This window comes from Duganella sp. CF458, assembly GCF_900113115.1.
GTDB lineage: Bacteria > Pseudomonadota > Gammaproteobacteria > Burkholderiales > Burkholderiaceae_D > Rugamonas.
Genome location: NZ_FOOF01000012.1, coordinates 129,614 through 149,213 on the forward strand (window position 1 = coordinate 129,614; position 19,600 = coordinate 149,213).

Annotated in this window: 12 protein-coding genes; 10 read left to right on the forward strand and 2 right to left on the reverse strand. The window is 64.1% G+C overall.

Annotated features, from left to right (window positions below; translation table 11 throughout):
* The first annotated feature begins 163 nt into the window (after window positions 1-163).
* Complete coding sequence (locus tag BM269_RS19305; RefSeq protein WP_090440579.1) at window positions 164-2,470, forward strand: FdhF/YdeP family oxidoreductase; 2,307 nt, start codon at window positions 164-166, stop codon at window positions 2,468-2,470.
* On the opposite strand, the gene BM269_RS19310 is transcribed toward BM269_RS19305, so the two are convergent.
* Both BM269_RS19310 and BM269_RS19315 read right to left on the reverse strand, forming a co-directional pair.
* Window positions 2,454-4,070: a sensor histidine kinase gene (locus BM269_RS19310; RefSeq protein ID WP_090440582.1), complete on the reverse strand. Its 1,617-nt coding sequence runs from the start codon at window positions 4,068-4,070 to the stop codon at window positions 2,454-2,456. The two genes, BM269_RS19305 and BM269_RS19310, sit on opposite strands and share 17 nt — an antisense overlap.
* Window positions 4,067-4,810, reverse strand: a complete 744-nt coding sequence (locus BM269_RS19315) for a substrate-binding periplasmic protein (RefSeq protein ID WP_090440585.1) — start codon at window positions 4,808-4,810, stop codon at window positions 4,067-4,069. Before BM269_RS19315 ends, BM269_RS19310 begins: the two co-directional genes overlap by 4 nt.
* Before the next feature lie 227 nt (window positions 4,811-5,037).
* On the opposite strand from BM269_RS19315, the gene BM269_RS19320 reads away from it, so the two are divergent.
* The 9 genes from BM269_RS19320 to BM269_RS19360 all read left to right on the forward strand — a co-directional run bounded on the left by BM269_RS19320 (window position 5,038) and on the right by BM269_RS19360 (window position 19,598).
* Window positions 5,038-5,304 carry a DUF6916 family protein gene (locus BM269_RS19320; RefSeq protein WP_139232801.1) on the forward strand — a complete coding sequence of 89 codons (267 nt, stop codon included), beginning with the start codon at window positions 5,038-5,040 and terminating at the stop codon, window positions 5,302-5,304.
* An 18-nt stretch (window positions 5,305-5,322) separates the two neighbouring features.
* Window positions 5,323-5,829: a phage tail protein gene (locus BM269_RS19325; protein WP_090440591.1), complete on the forward strand. Its 507-nt coding sequence runs from the start codon at window positions 5,323-5,325 to the stop codon at window positions 5,827-5,829.
* A 12-nt stretch (window positions 5,830-5,841) separates the two neighbouring features.
* Window positions 5,842-6,369: a phage tail protein gene (locus BM269_RS19330; protein WP_090440594.1), complete on the forward strand. Its 528-nt coding sequence runs from the start codon at window positions 5,842-5,844 to the stop codon at window positions 6,367-6,369.
* A gap of 10 nt (window positions 6,370-6,379) precedes the next feature.
* Window positions 6,380-6,907 (forward strand): phage tail protein, encoded by a 528-nt coding sequence (locus BM269_RS19335; RefSeq protein ID WP_090440598.1) that lies wholly within the window; start codon window positions 6,380-6,382, stop codon window positions 6,905-6,907.
* Window positions 6,907-7,380, forward strand: a complete 474-nt coding sequence (locus tag BM269_RS19340) for a GNAT family N-acetyltransferase (RefSeq protein WP_090440601.1) — start codon at window positions 6,907-6,909, stop codon at window positions 7,378-7,380. Before BM269_RS19335 ends, BM269_RS19340 begins: the two co-directional genes overlap by 1 nt.
* Window positions 7,373-7,786 carry a DUF6916 family protein gene (locus tag BM269_RS19345; RefSeq protein WP_090440604.1) on the forward strand — a complete coding sequence of 138 codons (414 nt, stop codon included), beginning with the start codon at window positions 7,373-7,375 and terminating at the stop codon, window positions 7,784-7,786. Before BM269_RS19340 ends, BM269_RS19345 begins: the two co-directional genes overlap by 8 nt.
* 9 nt (window positions 7,787-7,795) lie before the next feature.
* Window positions 7,796-15,553, forward strand: a complete 7,758-nt coding sequence (locus tag BM269_RS19350) for a YDG domain-containing protein (RefSeq protein WP_090440607.1) — start codon at window positions 7,796-7,798, stop codon at window positions 15,551-15,553.
* A gap of 20 nt (window positions 15,554-15,573) precedes the next feature.
* Window positions 15,574-17,286, forward strand: a complete 1,713-nt coding sequence (locus tag BM269_RS19355) for a ShlB/FhaC/HecB family hemolysin secretion/activation protein (protein WP_090440610.1) — start codon at window positions 15,574-15,576, stop codon at window positions 17,284-17,286.
* Between the two features lie 122 nt (window positions 17,287-17,408).
* Entirely contained in the window at window positions 17,409-19,598 is a 2,190-nt protein-coding gene (locus BM269_RS19360; protein ID WP_139232802.1) for an NHL repeat-containing protein, read from the forward strand.
* Window positions 19,599-19,600: the final 2 nt, after the last annotated feature.

Below are 19,600 nucleotides of genomic sequence, written 5' to 3' on the forward strand. Positions count from 1 at the left end.
CGTATAGCTCGTTGTCATAAGGCAACTCAACAATAGCAGCTTGAAAGTCGGGGTCAGCTCTGGCAATAGGACATTTTCGCTAGCGAAAATGTCCTATTGCCAGAGCTGACCCCGACTTTCATATGTTAACATCGCGGGCTTGACAGAATGGCCGGAGATCCCCGTGCAGCATCCGATTCGCTTTTATGACAAACCCGCTGGCGGCCTGGGCTCGCTGAACGGCACCGCGAAAGCTTTGCGCAGCAATAGTGCGTTGCCGGCTTTGAAAGTCTTGCCGCAGCTGAACCAGCCGGGCGGGGTGGATTGCCCGGGCTGTGCCTATCCGGATTCGCCCAAGGATAAGGCGGTCGATTTCTGCGAGCAGGGTGCCTGGGCGGTTGCGCATGAAGCGACGGCACGCCGCGCTACGCCGGAATTTTTCGCGGCCAATCCATTGGCGACGCTGCGCACCCGCGCCGAATGGGAGTTGGAAGGCTTCGGCCGCTTGACCGCGCCAATGCTGTACGACCGTGCCAGCGATACCTACCGCGAGATCGCGTGGGAACAGGCGTTCGAGTTGGCCGCCAGCGCGCTGAATGCGCTCGATGCTCCTGGCCGCGCGGTGTTTTACGCTTCCGGCCGCAGCAGCAATGAGGCGGCTTTCCCTTACCAGCTGTTTGCGCGCGCTTTCGGCACCAACAATATGCCCGATTCGTCGAACTACTGCCACGAGTCGTCCGGCATGGCGCTGGGCACGACGCTGGGCGTGGGCAAGTCGACCGTCACGCGCGAGGATTTCGAGCACGCGGAGGCGATCTTTGTGTTTGGCCAGAATCCGGCCACCAACCATCCGCGCATGCTGGGCGATTTGCGCGAGGCTTCGCTGCGCGGTTGCCGCATCGCTGCCTTCAACCCGATGCTGGAACCGGGCCTGCGTAGTTTCGCCGATCCGCAATCGCCGGTCGAAACGTTGACGGGGCGCGGCACGCAGATCGCCGCCGAGTATTTCCAGGTGCGCGTGGGCGGCGACCTGGCGGCCATCACCGGCATGTGCAAGGCCGTGCTGGAAGCGGAGCAGGCGGGCGGCAAGGTGCTGGACCGCGACTTTATCGCGCGCCATACCAGCGGTTTCGAGCAATTCGCCGCCACCGTGCGTGCGCAGTCGTGGCAGCAGGTCGAGCAGGATAGCGGCCTGTCGCGCGAGCAGATCGAACAGGCGGCGGCAATCTATATCGCTTCCAAGGCCACCATCGCTACCTGGTGCATGGGACTGACCCAGCACGAGTATGCGATCGAGACCATCCAGATGCTGGTCAACCTGATGCTTTTGCGCGGCAACGTCGGCAAGCCAGGGGCGGGCCTGATGCCGGTGCGCGGCCATTCGAACGTGCAGGGCGATCGCACTGTCGGCGTGACCAACCGGCCGAAAAAGGAGTGGCTGGAGGGGCTGGAGCGGGTGTTCGGCTTTACGCCGCCGGCGCAGCATGGGCTCGACGCGGTGGCCGCCATCAACGGCATCATGGATGGATCGGTGCATGCCTTCCTCGGCCTGGGCGGCAACTTCGCCGTGGCCGGCCCGGATACGCCCCGCGTGCTGCAAGCGATGGATGGCCTGAGGTTGACGGTGCATATCGCGACCAAGCTGAATCGCACCCACCTGCATCCCGGCCAGGTCGGCCTGCTGCTGCCCTGCCTTAGCCGTACCGAGCGCGATGAGCAGGCGGGCGGTCGCCAGTTCGTCAGCGTGGAAGACACGGCCAGCATGGTGCACGCCTCGGCGGGGCGCAGCGATCCGGCCAGCGCCAAGCTGCGCTCGGAGCCGCATATCGTGACCGAACTGGCGCGCCACACGCTGGCCGCAGGCGCGGGGATGTCCGGCATCGACTGGCAAGCCATGGGCCGCGACTACAGCGTTACGCGCTCGCTGATCGAGCAGGTCGCGCAGACCGCGGTGGCGGGCTTTGAGAAATACAATGACCGCATCGCGCAGCCGCGCGGCTTCCACCTGCCGAACAGTGCGCGCAACCGCGACTGGAAGACTGCCAGCGGCAAGGCGCAGTTCACCGCCATTGCGCTGCCGCAGGACACCATCATGGGCCGTGCCCGCGCTGCCTTCGGCGACGATGTACTGTGCCTGGCCACCGTGCGGGCGCACCGGCAATACAACACCACCGTCTATCGCGACACCACCGGCGAGGTGGACCGCTACCGCGGTGTGCATCACACGCGCAAGGTGCTGTTCATCTCGGCCGGGACCATGGCGCGCCTTGGCCTGCGCGACGGCCAACTGGTCGACGTGCACGCCGCCGCGCCGGACGGCATCGCGCGCAAATGCAGCGGCTACCAGCTGGTGCGGTACGACGTGCCGGATGGCGACGTGTTCGGCTACTTCCCCGAACTGACGCCACTGATCTCCCCGGCGCTGGTGGCGCGCGGTTCGGCCACGCCGGCCTTCAAGGAAGTGCCGGTGCTGCTCAAGCCCGCGGAATAATCGGCTCTTCGTGGTGCATCGGCGCATCCAGCGGAATGGTGATGCGGAAGGTGGTGCCTACGCCGGGCATGCTGTCGACGTGGATCTTGCCCCCCAGGATGGTGGTGACGATGTTGTGCACGATGTTCAGCCCCAGTCCTGAACTGCCTTCGCTCATGCGGGTGGTGAAGAACGGGTCGAAGATGCGATTCAGGTGGCTGGACGCGATGCCGGCGCCGTCGTCGCTGATGACGATGTTCGCGTAGTCGTCGGTCGGCACCGGCACCGAGATGGACAGCCGGCCGTGGTCGCGATTGCGGAAGGCGTGCATGATCGCGTTGTTCACCAGGGCTGCCAGCACCTGGCCCAGCGGGCCGGGATAGCTGTCCATTGCCACCAGCGACGCCACGTCCACCGTCACTTCATAAGGCGTCTTGCGCAGCACCGGCGACAGGGTGTTCATGTTTTCCTGGATGACGGCACCCAGGTCGAAGCGGCGGCGTTGCGAACTGGCGCGGTCCACTGCGACCTGCTTGAAGCTCGATACCAGGCTGGCCGCGCGTTCGATATTGCGCGTCAGGAGCAGGCCGATGCCGTCCGCTTCGTCGAGGAATTGATGCATGTCCGAGCGGCGCAGGCCTCCTTCGAAACGTTGGCCCAGGGCCTGGATCTTGTCGTGCATGGTGCTGGCGGCCACCAGGCTGTTGCCGATCGGCGTATTGAGTTCATGGGCAATGCCGGCCACCATCGAACCCAGGGCCGCCAGCCGCTCGCTGCGCGCCAGTTCATCCTGCGCGTGCCGTGCCGCCTCGGTGCGTTCGGCCACCCGCCGTTCCAGCGACTCGTTGAGGACGGCCAGTTCCTCGTACAGCACGGCTCGTTCCGACAAGCCGGTCAGGATGTTCTCCCGCATTTCATTGATCTTGTTGGCCAGCAGGTCCAGCTCCGTATTGCCGCCATGCCGCAACGACAGCGGCTTGCTGCCGAGGTTGTCGATGTTCAGGTGGCCGACATAATCGCTCAGTTGCTGCAGCGGCTTGCCCAGCCAGTGCCGCACCACCAGCACGAAGATGAACCACAGTGCCAGGGTCTTGATCACGGAGTTCACCAGGATCAGGACGAAGCCGTACTGCACCTGGTTGACCACGATGCGCCGGTTCGAGTAGACGGTCCATTTGCCGATTTCCTGTGCAGTGCCGTTTTCGAGCGGGTATGAAATCGGGAATTCGCGGCTGAAGATCTGGCCGAACAATCCGTCGTCGCGTAAGGGCGGCGCCAGGCGGCCATCGGCCTGGGCTTGCATATGCTTGCCGTTTTCATCGAGCACGGTGCCGACCGCGCGTACCAGCTTGCCCTGGTCGTCCACCACCTTGATGCCGACCACGATCGGCAGCTCCTTCATGCCGGCCAGGATGCCGCGCATGATGTCGTCGTTGAAGCGCCACATGGCGTCGGCGATGCCGGGGCCGAAGGTGTGCTGCATCGCTTCGATTTCGCTTTCGACGCGGCTGCGCGTATGTTTGTACTCCGCGGTCAGCTGGATGACGGTCACCACCACCGTGACGATGAAGTAGCAGCCAAAGATGATGCGCAGCAGGCGCGTGGCGATCGAGCGGGTCATTTGAACCACCGGTCTTCGATCTGCCTGTAGCGGGGCGAATTGAGCAGCTTGTCGTAGCCTTCGTTGAAGCGCGCCAGCATCTCGCGGCTGTCCGGCGCGGTCTTGCTGAAGGCGATGAACAGGTCGGGTGTTGCGACCGTCCCCACCAGCGTGAAACGGCCGGCGAACTCACCGGGCTTGCTGCGAAAGAGGGCGTTGGCAATGCGTTCTTCGGCCGCCATGTACTCGATGCGGTCGGCCATCAGCATGCGAAAACCATACTCGTTCTTGTCCACCACACGGCGCCGGATGCGGGTGTTGACGTCGAACTCCTCGCCGTATTCGTAATCGCGTTGTACGCCGACGGTGTGCCCCTCCAGGTCTTTGGTGCGCAAGCCGCGCTGGCGGGAGCCTGCCCGCGCGTAGATATTCATGCGGGTGGAAAACAGGGGCATCCGGGGCCACAGGTAAAGGGGCCTGATCAGGCTGTTCGGGACCGCGTCGAAGCATGCCGTCAGTTGGCCGCTGCGGGTTTCAGCCATGCAGCGGGAATAGGGCAAGGCCCTGAATTCCACCTTGACCCCGGCCAGGGCAAAGGCTTCGCGCACCACGTCGACGGCAAATCCCTGGGCATGCTGTTGCGGGGCCGATGAATAAGGCGCCCAGTCATCTTCCGCCCCGACCACCACCGTGGGGCCGGCGCATGCGTGCGATGCGGCAAGCAGTACCGCAAGAATGGGAGCGAGAAGCACACGGTACATGTTGAGTGACACCGTAGGGAAAGCGGGCTGCATTCAGGCAAGTATAAACTTTGCGTTCGCTAGCGTTTAACTATTTGGCGCGCCTGTTGTAGCCGAACCATAGAACCCGGGCGCCGCCCGGGAAGATTTCTAAAATTTCAGGTTCATTGCAAAAATGTAATACAGATCAAGGAAAAATAATCGTACAATGTGAAATTTTTCAACGATAGAAAAGTTGTAAATTTGCCGTGTCGACAGTTGTCTCCTATTTCCAGGCCCGCCTCGGGGCCGAGTTCTCCATAGCTGGTTCAGCCTTGTCCCTGGTCCTGGCGGAAGTCCAGCCAACGGCCAATCCGGAAGCCTTTTCGCTGACTTTCCAAGGTCCCGCCATGCCGCAGCTGGAACAGCAAACCGTCATCCTGGAACGTTCCGGTGATGACGCCCTGGCAATTTTCATCGTGCCGGCAGTCCGTCACAGCGCCGGCATGCAGTACCACGCCGTATTTAACAATTAACCCCCACCAGGAGACCATATGGCAGAGCCATACTTGGCCGAGATCAAGCTCGTCTCGTTCAATTTCCCGCCGAAAGGCTGGGCTTTATGCAATGGGCAGATGCTGCCGATCAACCAGAACCAGGCCTTGTTCTCCTTGCTGGGGACCACCTACGGCGGTAATGGACAAACCACGTTCGCACTGCCGGACCTGCGCGGCCGCGTGCCGGCGCATGTCGGTGGCGGCATGACCCAGGGCGAGGCCAGTGGCGCGTTTGCGCACACCTTGTCGCAGGCTGAAATGCCTGCCCACACGCACCGCCTGAACGCCAGCTCGGCGGTTGCGACGACCAACGACCCGAGTGGCGCACTGCTGGCGCGCAAGGGACGGCTGACCGCGGATGTCTTCAATGGCTCGCCGAACGTGGGCCTGGTGTCGACACAGGTGTCCAGCACCGGCGGCTCGCAACCGCACGAGAATACCCAACCCTACCTGGCGCTGAATTTCATCATCGCGCTGCAGGGCATTTTCCCTAGCCAGAATTGAGCGGAGCCGACCATGTCTAATCCTTATGTTGGCGAAATCCGCATGTTTGGCGGTAATTTCGCACCGGCCGGCTGGGCCTTCTGCGATGGCCAGCTGCTGCCCATTTCCGAGAACGAGACCCTGTTCACGCTGATCGGCACCACGTATGGCGGCGACGGCCAGTCCACCTTTGCACTGCCTGATATGCGCAGCCGGGTGCCGCTGCATTCCGGCAGCCTGCAAGGCCGCACTTTCACCATCGGCGAAATGGGCGGGGCCGAGAGCGTCACCCTGACGTCGCAGCACATCCCGAACCATAACCACACCATCATCGGCAGCACCGAACGCGGGAGCGGAGCCTTCACCAACCTGACCGGCTACCCGGCAGCGACGGTAACCGCCGGCACAGCGTTGTACGGCACTTCTGACAACAATGTACAGCCGATGGCGGCAGGGGCCATCACGCCGGCGGGCGGATCGCAACCGCACGACAACATGGCGCCTTACCTCGGCGTCAATTTCATCATTTCGCTGTTCGGCATATTCCCGCAGCAGTCTTGAGGAGCTTCCGATGAGTTCACCATTTGTTGCGGAAATCCGCATGTTTGCAAGCAACTTCGCGCCGACCGGCTGGGCCACCTGCGATGGCCAACTGTTGCCGATCTCTCAGAATACGGCGCTGTTTTCCCTGCTGGGCACCACCTATGGCGGCGATGGCAAATCGACTTTTGGCTTGCCCGACCTGAACGGCCGCTCGCCGCTGCATCCGGGGCAAGGTGCCGGTTTGTCGCTGCGCGACCTGGGTGAACAGGGGGGCAGTGCCACGGTCAGCCTGATCGAATCGGAAATGCCGTCCCACGCTCACAACCTGCAGTCGACCACCGTTACCGCCAACCAGGTGGCGCCAAGCGCTTCCAGCGGCTTTGCCAAGTCGGGGGCGATGAACCAGGCCTACAGCAAGACGACCGCCGGCATGTTGCCGATGCGTCCGGAAGTGCTGGCAGTGGCAGGCAGCGGCCAGCCGCATAACAACCGCCAGCCTTACCTGGGCCTGTTGTTCTGCATCGCGCTGCAGGGCGTGTTCCCGCCGCGCTCCTGATGGAGCTTACGCTGCGCAGCGAGGCTGCGGCGGACCAGGCCTTCCTGCGCGCGCTGTTCGGCGCGGTTCGCGTGCGCGAACTCGGGTTGGCCGGCATGGATGAAGCGGTGCTGCAGCCTTTGCTCGACATGCAATGCGCGGCGCAGCGGCAGTCGTACCGGCAAGCCTTTCCAGGCGCACGCTTCGAGATCATCGAAGCCGACGGAGTCCCCGCCGGGCGGCGCGTTGTGGCGCAGTCAGGCGGCGCCCTGCATCTGGTGGACATCGCACTGATGCCGGCATGGTGCGGAAAAGGCATCGGCAGCACGCAACTGCGCGGCTTGCAGCACGAAGCGGCCGGCGCAGGCTTGCCGCTGCGCTTACATGTAGCACTGAATAACCGGGCCGAGGCGCTGTATCGCCGCCTCGGCTTCAAAGAAATTGGAGTGTCCGGCATGCACCGGGCCATGGAATGGGAGAACGACAATGAATGATCGAGTAACTTCGCGACGCACCCTGCTGAAAGCCGGCGGCGGTTCTTTACTGGCGGGCCTGGGCCTGCGCGCACCGGCAGCCCTTGCCAGTGAAAACGGCAACAGCTTTGGCTGGAGCCGTGCCGCTGCCGAACTTCTGGTGGGCCAGGTTTTCTGGTTGAACCATCCGGAGCATCGCGCTTTGCAAATCAAGCTGGAACGGGTGCAAGCCTCCAAGATCGCGCCCGACGGTGCGCAAGTGACGCAATTCACGGTGGTGTTTTCCGCCGCCGCACAGCCGGCCATCCTGGCCGGCAGCTACGAAATCGAAAATGAAGCGACGGGTCGCCAGCTGGTGTTCCTGCAGCCGGGCGTCCGCCAAGGTGCGCTGGTCACGCTGCGCGCCGACTTCAACCTGCACGTTTAAGGAAACACAATGCACAAACACGCCTCCGCCAACCGTTTTTATCGCCTCGTCTGGAGCACGGTGCACCGCTGCTGGGTGGCCGTCGCCGAAGGCACGCGCAGCCATGGCAAAGGCGGCGCGCGCCGCCGCGCCGCCGCTGTGCTGGCGGGCAGCCTGGCAATGGCGGGGGCGGCTTCGGCCAGTGCGCCGGTCAATGCGCTACCGGCCGGCATGCAGCTGGTGGCAGGCCAGGCCGGCGTGAATGTGCAGGGCAGCAGCATGACCGTGAACCAGGCCACGCAGCAGGCCATCATGAACTGGCAGGGTTTCAATATCGGCGCCGACGCGCAGGTGCGTTTCAACCAGCCGAACGCATCGGCGGTGGCGCTGAACCGGGTGGTGGGCGGCGAGGCCAGCGCTATCTTCGGCAAGTTGTCGTCCAACGGCAAGGTATTCCTGGTCAATCCGCAGGGCGTGCTGTTTGGCGCCAGTGCGCAGGTGAACGTGGGCGGGCTGGTGGCCTCCAGTCTTGGCATCTCGGACCAGTCCTTCCTGTCCGGCAGCTATCGTTTCAGCGGCAGCGGCAGCAATGCCGGCGCGGTACGCAATGAAGGCCGCATCAATGCAGCCGGCGGCGTGGTGGCACTGCTGGCGCCAGCCGTATCGAACAGCGGCAGCATCGCGGCGCAAGGCGGCAGCGTGGTACTGGCGGCGGGCAACGCCGTCGGCATGGACTTCCGCGGCGACGGCCTGATCACGCTGCGCGTGGAACAGGGCGCGTTTGATGCGCTGGCCGAGAACAAGGGCTTGCTGCAGGCAGATAACGGCCAAGTGCTGCTGACCGCCAAAGCGGCCGATGCGCTGGCGCGTTCCACCGTCAACAACGCTGGCGTAGTGCAGGCGCGCGGCCTGGTGGCCGATGGCGGTACCATCCGGCTGGTGGGCGACGGGCTGGTGCAGGCAGGCCAGCTGGATGCTTCGTCCGGCACGGGCCAGGGCGGCAGCGTCAAGATCGCGGGCGGCTTCGTTGCGCTCGATGGCGCGGTGCGCGCGGACGGTGTGCGCGGCGGCAGCGTGGACGTGGCAGCCGCAGGCGACCTGTCGGCTGCGTCGGCATTGTCGGCTGCCGGCACGGCAGGCAAGGGCGGCAGCATCAGCCTCACCTCAGGCGCCAGCCTGGCGGAGAATGCCTCGGCCTCCTCCAATGTGAGCGGCACCACCGACGGCGGCGCGCTATCGCTGCAGGCCGGCGGCAGCTTGCTTTCTTCCGGCCGGCACGACGCACATGGCGTGGCGGGAATCGGCGGCCGGGTCGACATCAGCGGCGCCGACGTGCGCCTGATGGGCGCGAACGTCGATGCCACCGGTGCCACCCAGGGTGGCCTGGTGCGCGTGGGCGGTGCTTTCCAGGGCGGCGCACAGCGCGCCGATGCACCGGACGCGGACCGTTTCACTGCACGCTGGGGCGCCACGGCCAGTATTGCCAATGCCGACGCCACCTTCATCAATGACGGCACCAGGCTGGACGTCTCCGCGCGCGGCGCGGCGGGACAGGGCGGTACCGCTGTCGTGTGGTCGCAGCAGCAAACGACCATGCTGGGCGCCATCAAGGCGACTGGCGCAGCCCGTGGCGGTGCGGTCGAAATTTCGTCGCACCAGGACTTGCGCCATGTGGGCCTGGAGCGGCTCGACATCGGCGCCGGCGGCCGCTTGCTGCTGGACCCCAAGAATATCGTGATCGGCAGCTTCACCAACCAGTGGACTTACGACGCGGTGATCGGCAAGGGCTATAGCGGCGGCAAGAACCGCAACGTGGCAAGCCTGAAGGAAGGCGACTGGTTCGGCTACAGCGTGGCGCTGACGTCCGACGGCAGGGGGCTTGCAGTTGGCGCGCCGCTTGACGATGGCGCTGCCGGCATCGCCGATGCCAACTACGGCGCCGTGCGCCTGTTCACGTTTAGCGACGGCCAGTTCAACGGCGGCACGCTGGTGGGTACCATCGGCCATGGCTACACCGGCGGCAACAACTACAATATGTCGGCTCAGTTGACCGGCGGCGACGCGTTCGGCAGTTCGGTCGCGCTGAGCCGCAGCGGTGACGTGCTGGCCGTCGGCGCACTGGGCAGCGACTACGCCGGCAAGGTGTACACCTTCGGCTTCGGCGCCGGCTTCACGGCGCCGGCATTGACCCAGACGATTGCCAGCAGCGCCGGCGGTTCGAATGGCTTTGGTGTCGCGGTGGCCCTGAATGGCGACGGCGACAAGCTGGCGGTAGGCGCCTTGTTCGACAGCAGTGTCGAACTGTTCACCAAGTCGAGCGGCAGCTTTTCCAGCGTGAGCACGCTAACCGGTGCTGCGGACACCCAGTTTGGCAGCGCCGTGGCGCTCAATGACGCCGGCACGCAATTGGCGGTCGGGGCGCCGGCCGAGAACAACGGCAAGGGCATGGTCCACCTGTACTCCACGCCGTTCACTTCCTTGACTGACCAGGGCTCGATCGGCCAGGGCGGCAGCAAGCTGAGTATCACCTTGAATGACGGCGAATTGTTCGGTTCTTCGCTGGCGATGAACGATGCCGGGACCCGCCTGGCAATCGGTTCGCCAACCAACGGAGGGCTTGGCAGCACGGGCACCGGCCCTGGTGCCGTGCGCATCATCGACTACACCGGCACTTTCTCGTCGCCGGCGGTAACGGCGGTGATCGGCCGCGATTACACCCAGGGTGCAAACGCCAGCCTCGACATCAACGACTTCGGCAACTTCGGCTTTGCGGTGGCCGTGAACGGCGCCGGCGACAGCCTGGTGGTGGCCCAGCCTTTTGCCGACTCGGCCGATGGCAGCGTGTTGCAGACCGGGTCGGTCAATCTGTTCCGCCTGCTGCCGGCACCCGCGGCCGCTTCCATTGCGTTCGGCCAGGCTTATCCGCAGCCGAATGTGAACGCTTCGGTGGACGCCCAGAAGCTGGCCGCCGCCCTGGCAGCCGGCACCAGCATTACGCTGCAAGCCAATAATGACATCACCTGGCTGGCCGGCAACGCCATCAACGCGGCCGGTACCGGCGACCTGTCGCTGCAGGCCGGGCGCAGCGTCGAGCTGAACTCCAACATCACCATGGGCGGCAAGCTGAATGTCACCGCCAACGCCGGCACCGGAGCCGGTGTGGTGAGCGCCTATCGCAGTGCCGGCAACGCGGTCATCACGGTTGCGAATGGCACCGCGATCAATGCGGGCAATGTCAACCTGACCATCGATACCGGCGCCGGCCAGGCGGAATCTGCCAGCGGCGATATCACCATCGCGGGCATCGTCAACGCCAAGACGATCACCGTTGTGAACAAAGGTCCATCGGCAGGAAGCGACGTCGTGATCAATACCGGTGGCCGCCTGGTGGGTTCGGGCGGCGGCGGTGCAGCCACGGTGGTGGTCGCGGCAACCGGTGCCGCCGGCGGTACCTTTACCAACAATGTGGGCAGCAATGCGCTGCAGGGCGGGGCCAACGGCTATTACCACGTGTACGCCGATGCGCCGGCCAATGTCCTGGAGGGAATGAGCGGCTACAACAAGCACTACAGCCAGTCGTATACCGGAATGGCACCTTCGTACACTGCTGCAGGCGGCAACTGGTTCATGTACAAGCTGTCACCTACACTGACGGTCACCGCGCAGAACGCCAGTAAAGTCTACGATGGAACGGATTCGCTGCCAAGCTTCAGCTATAACGTCACCGGCTACATCGACGGCGATTCGGGCGGCATTTCCGGTTCGGCCGCCGCGACCGACTTCATCAAGAACGTCGGTACGTATAGCCTGAACCAGGGCAGCCTGCTCAGCGATTTGGGCTACAACATCAGTTTCGCCTCCGGCAAGACGCTGACCGTCACACCCAAGGCGCTGACCGTCACCGCTACGGGGATCAACAAGGTATATGACGGCTTGGCGAGCGCCGGCGTGACCTTGGGCGACGACCGGGTCAATGGCGACCAGCTGACCGCGAGCGCAACGTCGAGCACCTTCGCCAACAAGGATGCCGGCAACGGCAAGGCGGTCAATGTCAGCGGCATTGCGCTGTCCGGCACCGACGCGGCGAACTATTCGCTGGTGTCGACAACGGCCGCGACGACCGCGAACATCAGCCAGCGCACGCTGAACGTGAACGCTACGGCTTCCAACAAGGTCTATGACGGCTCCATCAATGCCAGCGCAGTGCTCGGCGATGACCGCGTGGCCGGCGATATTCTGACGGTCAACCAGGCTGGCGCCACGTTTGCAGGCAAGGACGTGGGACTGTCCAAGGCGGTGCAGGTGACCGGGCTTTCCCTGTCGGGCACCGATGCGGCCAATTATGTGCTTGGCGCGAGCACGGCCACCGCCGCAGCCGATATCACGCAGCGCCTGCTGACAGTGGGTGTGAATGCATCCGACAAGGTCTACGATGGCGCACTGGCTGCGACGGTCGGCTATACCGATAACCGTGTGAATGGCGACGCGCTGACGATTTCAGGCAACGCCGCCTTCGCCGACAAGAACGTCGGTGCGGCCAAATCCGTCACGGCCACGGGCCTGGCCTTGTCCGGCACCGACGCCGGCAACTACGCCTTGGCATCGCCTACCGCCGGCACCACGGCGTCGATCACGGCGCGCATGCTGACTGTGACGGCGAGCGGCAACAACAAGGTGTACGACCGCTCGCAGGCGGCGACGGTGAATCTCAGCGATGACCGTGTGGCCGGCGATGTGCTGTCGGTTGGCGGCAATGCGGCCTTCACCGACAAGAATGCCGGCACTGCAAAGGATGTCAACGTGACCGGCATAGCGATCACCGGGACCGATTCAGGCAATTACGTGCTGTCGTCGACCCAGGCCGCCACCAAGGCGGATATCGGCAAGCGTACGTTGACGGTTACCATGAACGGCGGCAACAAGACTTATGACGGCACGACCGCTGCGACAGTCGGCCTGGCAAGCGACGCCCTGGGCGGCGACAGCCTGTCGCTCGGCAGCGCAAGCGCCAGCTTCACCAGCAAGAACGCCGGCACCGGCAAGACCGTGAACGTCAGCGGCGTTTCGATCGTTGGCGGCGCCGATGCGGGCAATTATGTGCTGGCTTCCAGCGCCGTCAGCGGAACGGCCGATATTGCGGCGCGCACGCTGGTGGTGACGGCCACCGGCGGCAACCGTGTGTACGACGGCAGCCTTGCCGCCGGTGTGACCCTGGGCGACGACCGGGTCAATGGCGATGTGCTGTCGGTCGGCGGCAATGCAGCCTTCCTCGACAAGAACGTGGGCACCGCCAAGGATATCAGCGTGACGGGAGTCTCGCTTTCCGGCACCGATGCCGGCAACTACGTGCTGTCGGCCGGTCCGGTCACCGCCAAGGCCGATATCAGCGCACGCACCTTGAATGCCACGGCGACCGGCTCGAGCAAGGTGTACGACCGGGGCACCACCGCATCCGTGACGCTGGGCGATGACCGCGTCGCGGGCGACGTGTTGTCGCTGTCCTACGGCGCGGCAAACTTCACCAACAAGAATGCCGGCAATGGCAAGACGATCAATGTCAGCGGCATTTCCGCCACCGGCACTGATTCCGGCAATTATGTGCTGGCATCGACCAATGCTACCGCCAGCGGCAACATCACGCCGCGCACGCTGGTCGTCGCTGCCCAGGCTTCCGACAAGGTGTACGACGGCAGCCTGGCCGCCATCGCAAGCTATACCGACGACCGCCTGGCCGGCGACCAGTTGTCGGTGAGCGGCAATGCCAGCTTCGCCGACAAGAACGTGGGTAACGGTAAAGCCGTCATGGCCAGCGGTTTGTCCTTGTCCGGAACCGATGCCGGCAATTATGCGCTGGCGTCCGGCAGCGCCGTCACCACGGCCGATATCACGCCGCGTACGCTGAACGTCAGTGTGCAAGGCAACAAGGTTTATGACGGCGGCACTGCGGTTTCGGCAAGCTTCAACGATGACCGCGTGGCGGGCGATGTTCTGTCCGTTGGCGGTAGCGGCAACTTCAACAACAAGAATGCCGGCAATGGCAAGACGCTGACAGTAACCGGCCTGGCCTTGTCCGGCGGCGATGCCGGCAACTACCAGCTGTCGTCAACGACAGCGGTGGGTTCCGGGTCCATTGCAGCGCGCACCCTGACGGCTACCGTTGCCGCCGCCGACAAGGTGTATGACGGCACGACCTCGACCTCGGTCGTGCTGCTTGGCGACGATCGTGTAGCGGGTGACCAGTTGGTCCTCACCGGCGGCAATGGCAGCTTCTTCGACAAGAATGCCGGCAACAACAAGGCTGTCTCCTTGTCCGGCCTCAATGTGGGCGGCGCCGATGCCGGCAACTACGACGTTTCCTTCGTTGCCAATTCGACGGCGAGCATCACCCAGCGCTCATTGCAGGTAAGCGTGAGCGGCGTTGACAAGGTGTATGACGGCTCGCTGGCCGCCGGCGTGGCTTACGGCGACAATCGCCTGGCTGGTGACCAGCTGCAGGTGAGCGGCAATGCCGGCTTCGCCAACAAGAATGTCGGCAATGGCAAGGCGGTCTCGGTTTCGGGCATTTCCTTGTCGGGCGCTGATGCAGGCAATTACGCCGTCGGCAACAGTACTGCAAACACCACCGCATCCATCACGCCAAGGGCGCTGGCGGCTGTCGCGAACGGGGTAGTGAATAAAGTGTATGACGGCAGCACGTCGGCGCAAGTGACTGCGGGCCAGGTCGGCTTGACCGGATTCGTCGCTGGCGAAGGTGCATCCGTCGGCCCGCTGCAAGGCCTGTACAACAGTGCCAATGTGGTGGATGCCGTCGGCGTCAAGGCCACGCTGGATGTCGCCGCGGTGAATGCCGATGGCGGCACCGCACTGTCGAACTATGTGCTGCCGGCGGACGTTGCGCTGGCCGGCAGCATCAGCGCGCGCCAGCTGACGATCGGCGGGGTCAGTGTCGCGAACAAGACCTACGATGGCAGCGCCAACGGCAGCCTGTCGAATATCGGCAGCCTGTCCGGCCTGGTCAATGGCGAAAGCCTGGTATTGCAAGGTCCGGCCAGCGTGCAGTTCGATAACCGCAACGCGGGAACCGGCAAGCAGGTTGTCGCCAGCGGCTACGGGTTGGCGGACGGCAGCGGGCGGGCGTCGAACTATGCACTGGCCGGTAACAGCGTCACCGCCAGCGGCACCATCGACCAGGCGAAGCTGCAGGTGAAGGCCGACGACCAGGCGCGCGCATACGGCGCTGGCAACCCGGCCCTGACCTGGACTGCCAGCGGCTTCGTCGGCGGCGATACTTCGGCGCTGCTGGGCGACGTGCATGCGACCACCATCGCGGCGCGCGACTCGGCTCCCGGCAGTTATGCCATCGTCGTCGGCGGTGGCAGCCTGGCCAACTACGCTGTCGATTACGTCAATGGCGTGATGACCGTGGCGCGCCCCCTGCAGCAGTTCGACAACGTCATCGGCAGCGCTGTGAATCCGGCACTGCCGGGGCAGCAGGGCGCGATGGGACGGGACCTGAACGTGTGGATGCAACTGGCTGGCGACGGTGGACCCCTGGTCGACGTGCCTGCGGACGTTGCTGCGGTCAATGGCGCTGCCAGCCCTGCCACCTTGAACGGGTGGGGATGGCTGACCGACCTGGTGCAGCGTGCCAAGGCGCCAACCGCCAGCGATGCAGCGGTCGCCGCGCCGCAGCAACGCGTCGGCGAAACGCGCGAGTACACCATCGGCGGCGGCAGCCGCGTGAAAGTACGCGACGGCGGCGTGAACGGTGCCGTCGCACCTAACTGATAAGAAGCAGGGAACAAGAAGTGCAGAAACATACCAAGAATAGCCTGGCGCTTGCCATCCTGGGCGCTCCGGCCCTCGCATTGGCACAGGCCCAGGCCTTGCCGGACGCCGGCCGCATCCTCGAACAGAACCGCCCGCCGGCGCTGGTGCGCCAGCCGGCAGCGACCGGAAAGGTGGTGCCCGATGCGGCACCCGTGCCGGGCCTGGCGCTGGAAGGCGCCCAGAAAGTGATGGTGCGCCGCTTCACGCTGCAGGGGGTGGGCGCATTCGATCCGGCGGATTTGCAGGGCGTGCTGGTGCCGTTTGCCGGGCGCGAACTGACGTTTGCGGAATTGCAGCAAGCCTGCAACGCGGTGACGAACTACTATCGTGCGCGCGGCTATTTCGTGGCCAGCGCGGTATTGCCGGCACAGGAAATCGGCGACGGCGAGGTGACAATCCAGGTACTGGAAGGCCGTATCTCGCAATTGCGGATGGTGCCGGACGGCGAAGTCCGCCTGCGTCCCGAGATCGCGCGACGCTACCTCGATGCGCTGGTGCCATATGGCCAGCCGGTGCAGGAGGACCGACTGGAACGTGCGCTGCTGTTGACGCAGGACCTGCCCGGCATGGGCGCCCGCGCCGAATTGAGCCAGGGGCAGGGCATCGGCGAATCCGAACTGGCCGTGCAACTGAGCGAAGGCCCGCTGGCCAGCGGCTCCGTGAGCCTGGATAACTCCAGCAACCGTTATACCGGCGCCACGCGCTTGTCCGGCAACGTTGCACTGAACGACCTGGGCGGCTATGGCGGCCAGCTGTCGCTGCTCGCATCCAGCGCTGGCGACGGTTTCAGCTACGGCCGCGCGGGCTATGTCGCGCCGATGGGATTCAAAGGCCTGAAGGCCGGTGCCGCGTTCTCGCGCCTGCGCTACAAGCTGGGCGAGGAATTCAAGGCGCTGGACGCGCACGGCACGGCGTCGGTGTCGCAATTGATCGTCACCTATCCGTTGCTGCGTACCCGCAGGACCAATATCCAGCTGCGCACCGGTTACGACGACAAGCGTTACGAGAACTTTGCCAACGGAGCCCAGACCAGCGACAAGCATGTGAAGGTGTTGCCAATGGCTGTGAGCTTCAGCCGCCAGGACCAGGATGCGATGACCCAGGCCAGTCTGGAGCTGAGCCTTGGTCACCTGGACCTGGGCGCCAACGCCGCGTCGGCAGCGGCGGATGCGGCCGGCCCACGCAGCGACGGCCGTTTTTCCCACCTGGGATACTCGCTGGGCCGCTTCCAGCGCCTGGGTGGCAACGTCGGTTTGCTGCTGAACGCCAGCGGCCAGTTCGCGTCGCGCAACCTGGAATCGGGCGAGAAATTCTCGCTCGGCGGCGCTGGCCGCGTGCGCGCCTATCCGGCCGGCGAGGCCACCGGCGATGAGGGGCATGTGCTGAGCACGGAGCTGCATTACGAATTGCAGAACCTGCGCACCGACCTGTCGGCCTTCGTGGACGTGGGCCATGTGCGCCTGAACAATGGCTTGTATGCGGGCGCTCTGGCAGCGAATGGCCCGGGCAACAGCTACACCCTGAAAGGCGCGGGCCTGGGCGCGACCTGGCGTGGCGCAAGCGGTATCCTGCTGCAGGTGCAGGTGGCGCGCAAGCTCGGCCACAATCCGGCGCCGGGCACCAAAGGTGAAGATGCGGATGGCAAGACGTCCAAGGTCCGCGCCTGGTTCACCGCTAGCGTGCCATTCTGAGCCGGCCAACCTAGCCATTTGATAGCTCGCCGTCCCTGCCGTTAAGGGCTTTCCTGTCAATGTTGCCGAATTTGAAGGCAGCCCGGATACTGGAATGCTCCAATAACAGGCGGGGGATGGCCATGAGCAAATTTCATCATATTACGCACTACGGTGAACTCGTCATGCCGGGCACCACGGCGCGCGGCGAACTGCCGGACGACTTCACCATGAATTCCCCGGTCGGCATTGCGCGCGACCATTACGACCATGTCTGGGTGTGCGATACGGGCAATAGCCGCCTGCTGGTTTTCACCGCCGACCTGAATACCCTGCTGCATGTGATCGATACGCCGGGCGAGGGCACGGAACAGGCGCGCCGCCTGCTGATGCCATTCCATCTCTGTCCGCATCCGGAGCAGGACCTGATGTACTGCACCGACATGGGCAACGGCCGCATCGTGGTGTTCGAGTACGACGAGCACTCGGTCGACTTCCAGTTCGCCTTTGGCGACGCGGCGGACGGCATCAACGGCAAGGGCTTCGTGCCATTGAGCGACCCGAATGGCATCACCATCGTCAAAGAGGCCGGCGGCGATCACTTCGTGTACGTCTGCGATGAATTCTTCCACACCAAAGGCGACGACCGCAGCCGCTGCGTGAAGTTCACGCCGGAGGGTAAATTCGTATTGCAGTTCCGTACCATCGACGATGCCAACAGCGTGCACGACCTGCTGTGGCCACAGGGCCTGGCTTCGGATTCGCACGGCAACCTGTACCTCGCCAACACCGGTCACTACGAGGTCTTGAAGATCGATACCGCCTGGCCGATCAAGAACGAACGCGTGCAATGCCCCGGCGAGACTTCACTGCTGCACAGCTTCGGCAACCCGGCCGGCATCGGCAAGTTCAACGTCATGCGTTCGGTGTGCGTGATCAACGACCGCATCTTCGTGCCGGGCCAGGTGGAGGACTCGATCACGGTCTACGACACCGACGGCAAGTTGCTGACGATTGTCGAAGGCATGCTGCCGCTGTGGAACCATAAGCCGCAAGCCATGCACTCGATTTCCGACCTGGTGTACGGCTCGCTGGAAGATGCCGTCTTCGTCGGCCCGTACCAGATCTGTGCCGCCGCCGATGCCAACGTCTACTACGTGACGGAGCCGTTCGCCTCGACCGTGCTGAAGATGCGCATTGCGCCCGACCGTGATGGCGGCGACCAGGACGCGATCCTGCTCGATGCGGTCGGCCACAGGCGCGACAACCAGGCGGCGAAATCCGTCACCTCGCAGTTCAACTGCATGACGGCGGTGATCGGCGTCGACCCCAAGCGCGAGGGCAGCGGCACCTTGCCGCAGTCGAACTGGATCGATAGCTGGGCCAGCGCCACGGCCAATATCTACAAGTACTGGTACGACCATTTGAAGCACCACGCCCGCCTCGATCCGCTGGCGGGCGCTGCCACCTCGTCCTTCAACATCGATTCCGGCAACTGGTGCATGAAAACGTTCGACACGGCAGCCGACCCGATCGCCCAGTTGCAGGATATGATGCGCGGCTTCTTCATGCCGGGCGGACTGGCAATGGCGGTGTATTACCCTTCGCAACCGTTGCTGGGGCAGATCTGCCCCGGCACGCCGCTGGTCTTCGTCACCAACTTCAACGCCTGCACGGTATCGATGTTCCAGTTTGGTCCCAGCGGGCATTTGCTGAACTACGGCCTGCCGTTTGCACGCGAAGGGCTGGGCGGTGACGGTACGCTGAAAGCACCGCAGGGGCTGGAAGTGAACAGTCATGGCGAAGTCTATATCGCCGATTCGCTGAACAACCGCATCTCGATGTGGCAGTTGCAACCGACCGGCCTGGTTTCCTTCGTCAAAAACTTCCAATGGGTGGAGAACGGCGAACCGCTGGCCAGCTTCGCACCCTGTGACGTAACGATCGATGCCCAGGACCGCGTCTTCGTGTGCGACCAGTTCAACAACTGCATCCGCGTGTTCGACCGCCAGGGCAACAGCCTGTGGAGCTTCGGCCGCGCGGGGTACTGCGACGACCTGGAGAAGGATGCGGACAAGTTCTACCTGCCGGCCAGCCTGTGCGTGGACCAGGAGGGACACCTGATTGTCAACGATTTGGTAAACCGCGCGCTGAAGATCTTCCGCATCGGCGAGGACACGCTAGAATACGTAACAGGAGAGCTTGTATTTAAAAAGTATCCTGAAGTAGGCGGCGTCTGGATGCCGTTCTTCATCTACGCGCGCGACCGGCGCGTGTATGTGCCCGACACCACGTTTAACGTCGTCAACATTTACGCCTACCAGCTTGAATGACG

Excerpts from the sequence above, each read along its gene's own strand:
- BM269_RS19310 (WP_090440582.1), bottom strand. The coding sequence starts at position 4,070 with ATGACCCGCTCGATCGCCACGCGCCTGCTGCGCATCATCTTTGGCTGC.
- BM269_RS19315 (WP_090440585.1), bottom strand. The coding sequence starts at position 4,810 with ATGTACCGTGTGCTTCTCGCTCCCATTCTTGCGGTACTGCTTGCCGCA.
- BM269_RS19325 (WP_090440591.1), top strand. The coding sequence starts at position 5,323 with ATGGCAGAGCCATACTTGGCCGAGATCAAGCTCGTCTCGTTCAATTTC.
- BM269_RS19330 (WP_090440594.1), top strand. The coding sequence starts at position 5,842 with ATGTCTAATCCTTATGTTGGCGAAATCCGCATGTTTGGCGGTAATTTC.
- BM269_RS19335 (WP_090440598.1), top strand. The coding sequence starts at position 6,380 with ATGAGTTCACCATTTGTTGCGGAAATCCGCATGTTTGCAAGCAACTTC.
- BM269_RS19340 (WP_090440601.1), top strand. The coding sequence starts at position 6,907 with ATGGAGCTTACGCTGCGCAGCGAGGCTGCGGCGGACCAGGCCTTCCTG.
- BM269_RS19345 (WP_090440604.1), top strand. The coding sequence starts at position 7,373 with ATGAATGATCGAGTAACTTCGCGACGCACCCTGCTGAAAGCCGGCGGC.
- BM269_RS19350 (WP_090440607.1), top strand. The coding sequence starts at position 7,796 with ATGCACAAACACGCCTCCGCCAACCGTTTTTATCGCCTCGTCTGGAGC.
- BM269_RS19360 (WP_139232802.1), top strand. The coding sequence starts at position 17,409 with ATGAGCAAATTTCATCATATTACGCACTACGGTGAACTCGTCATGCCG.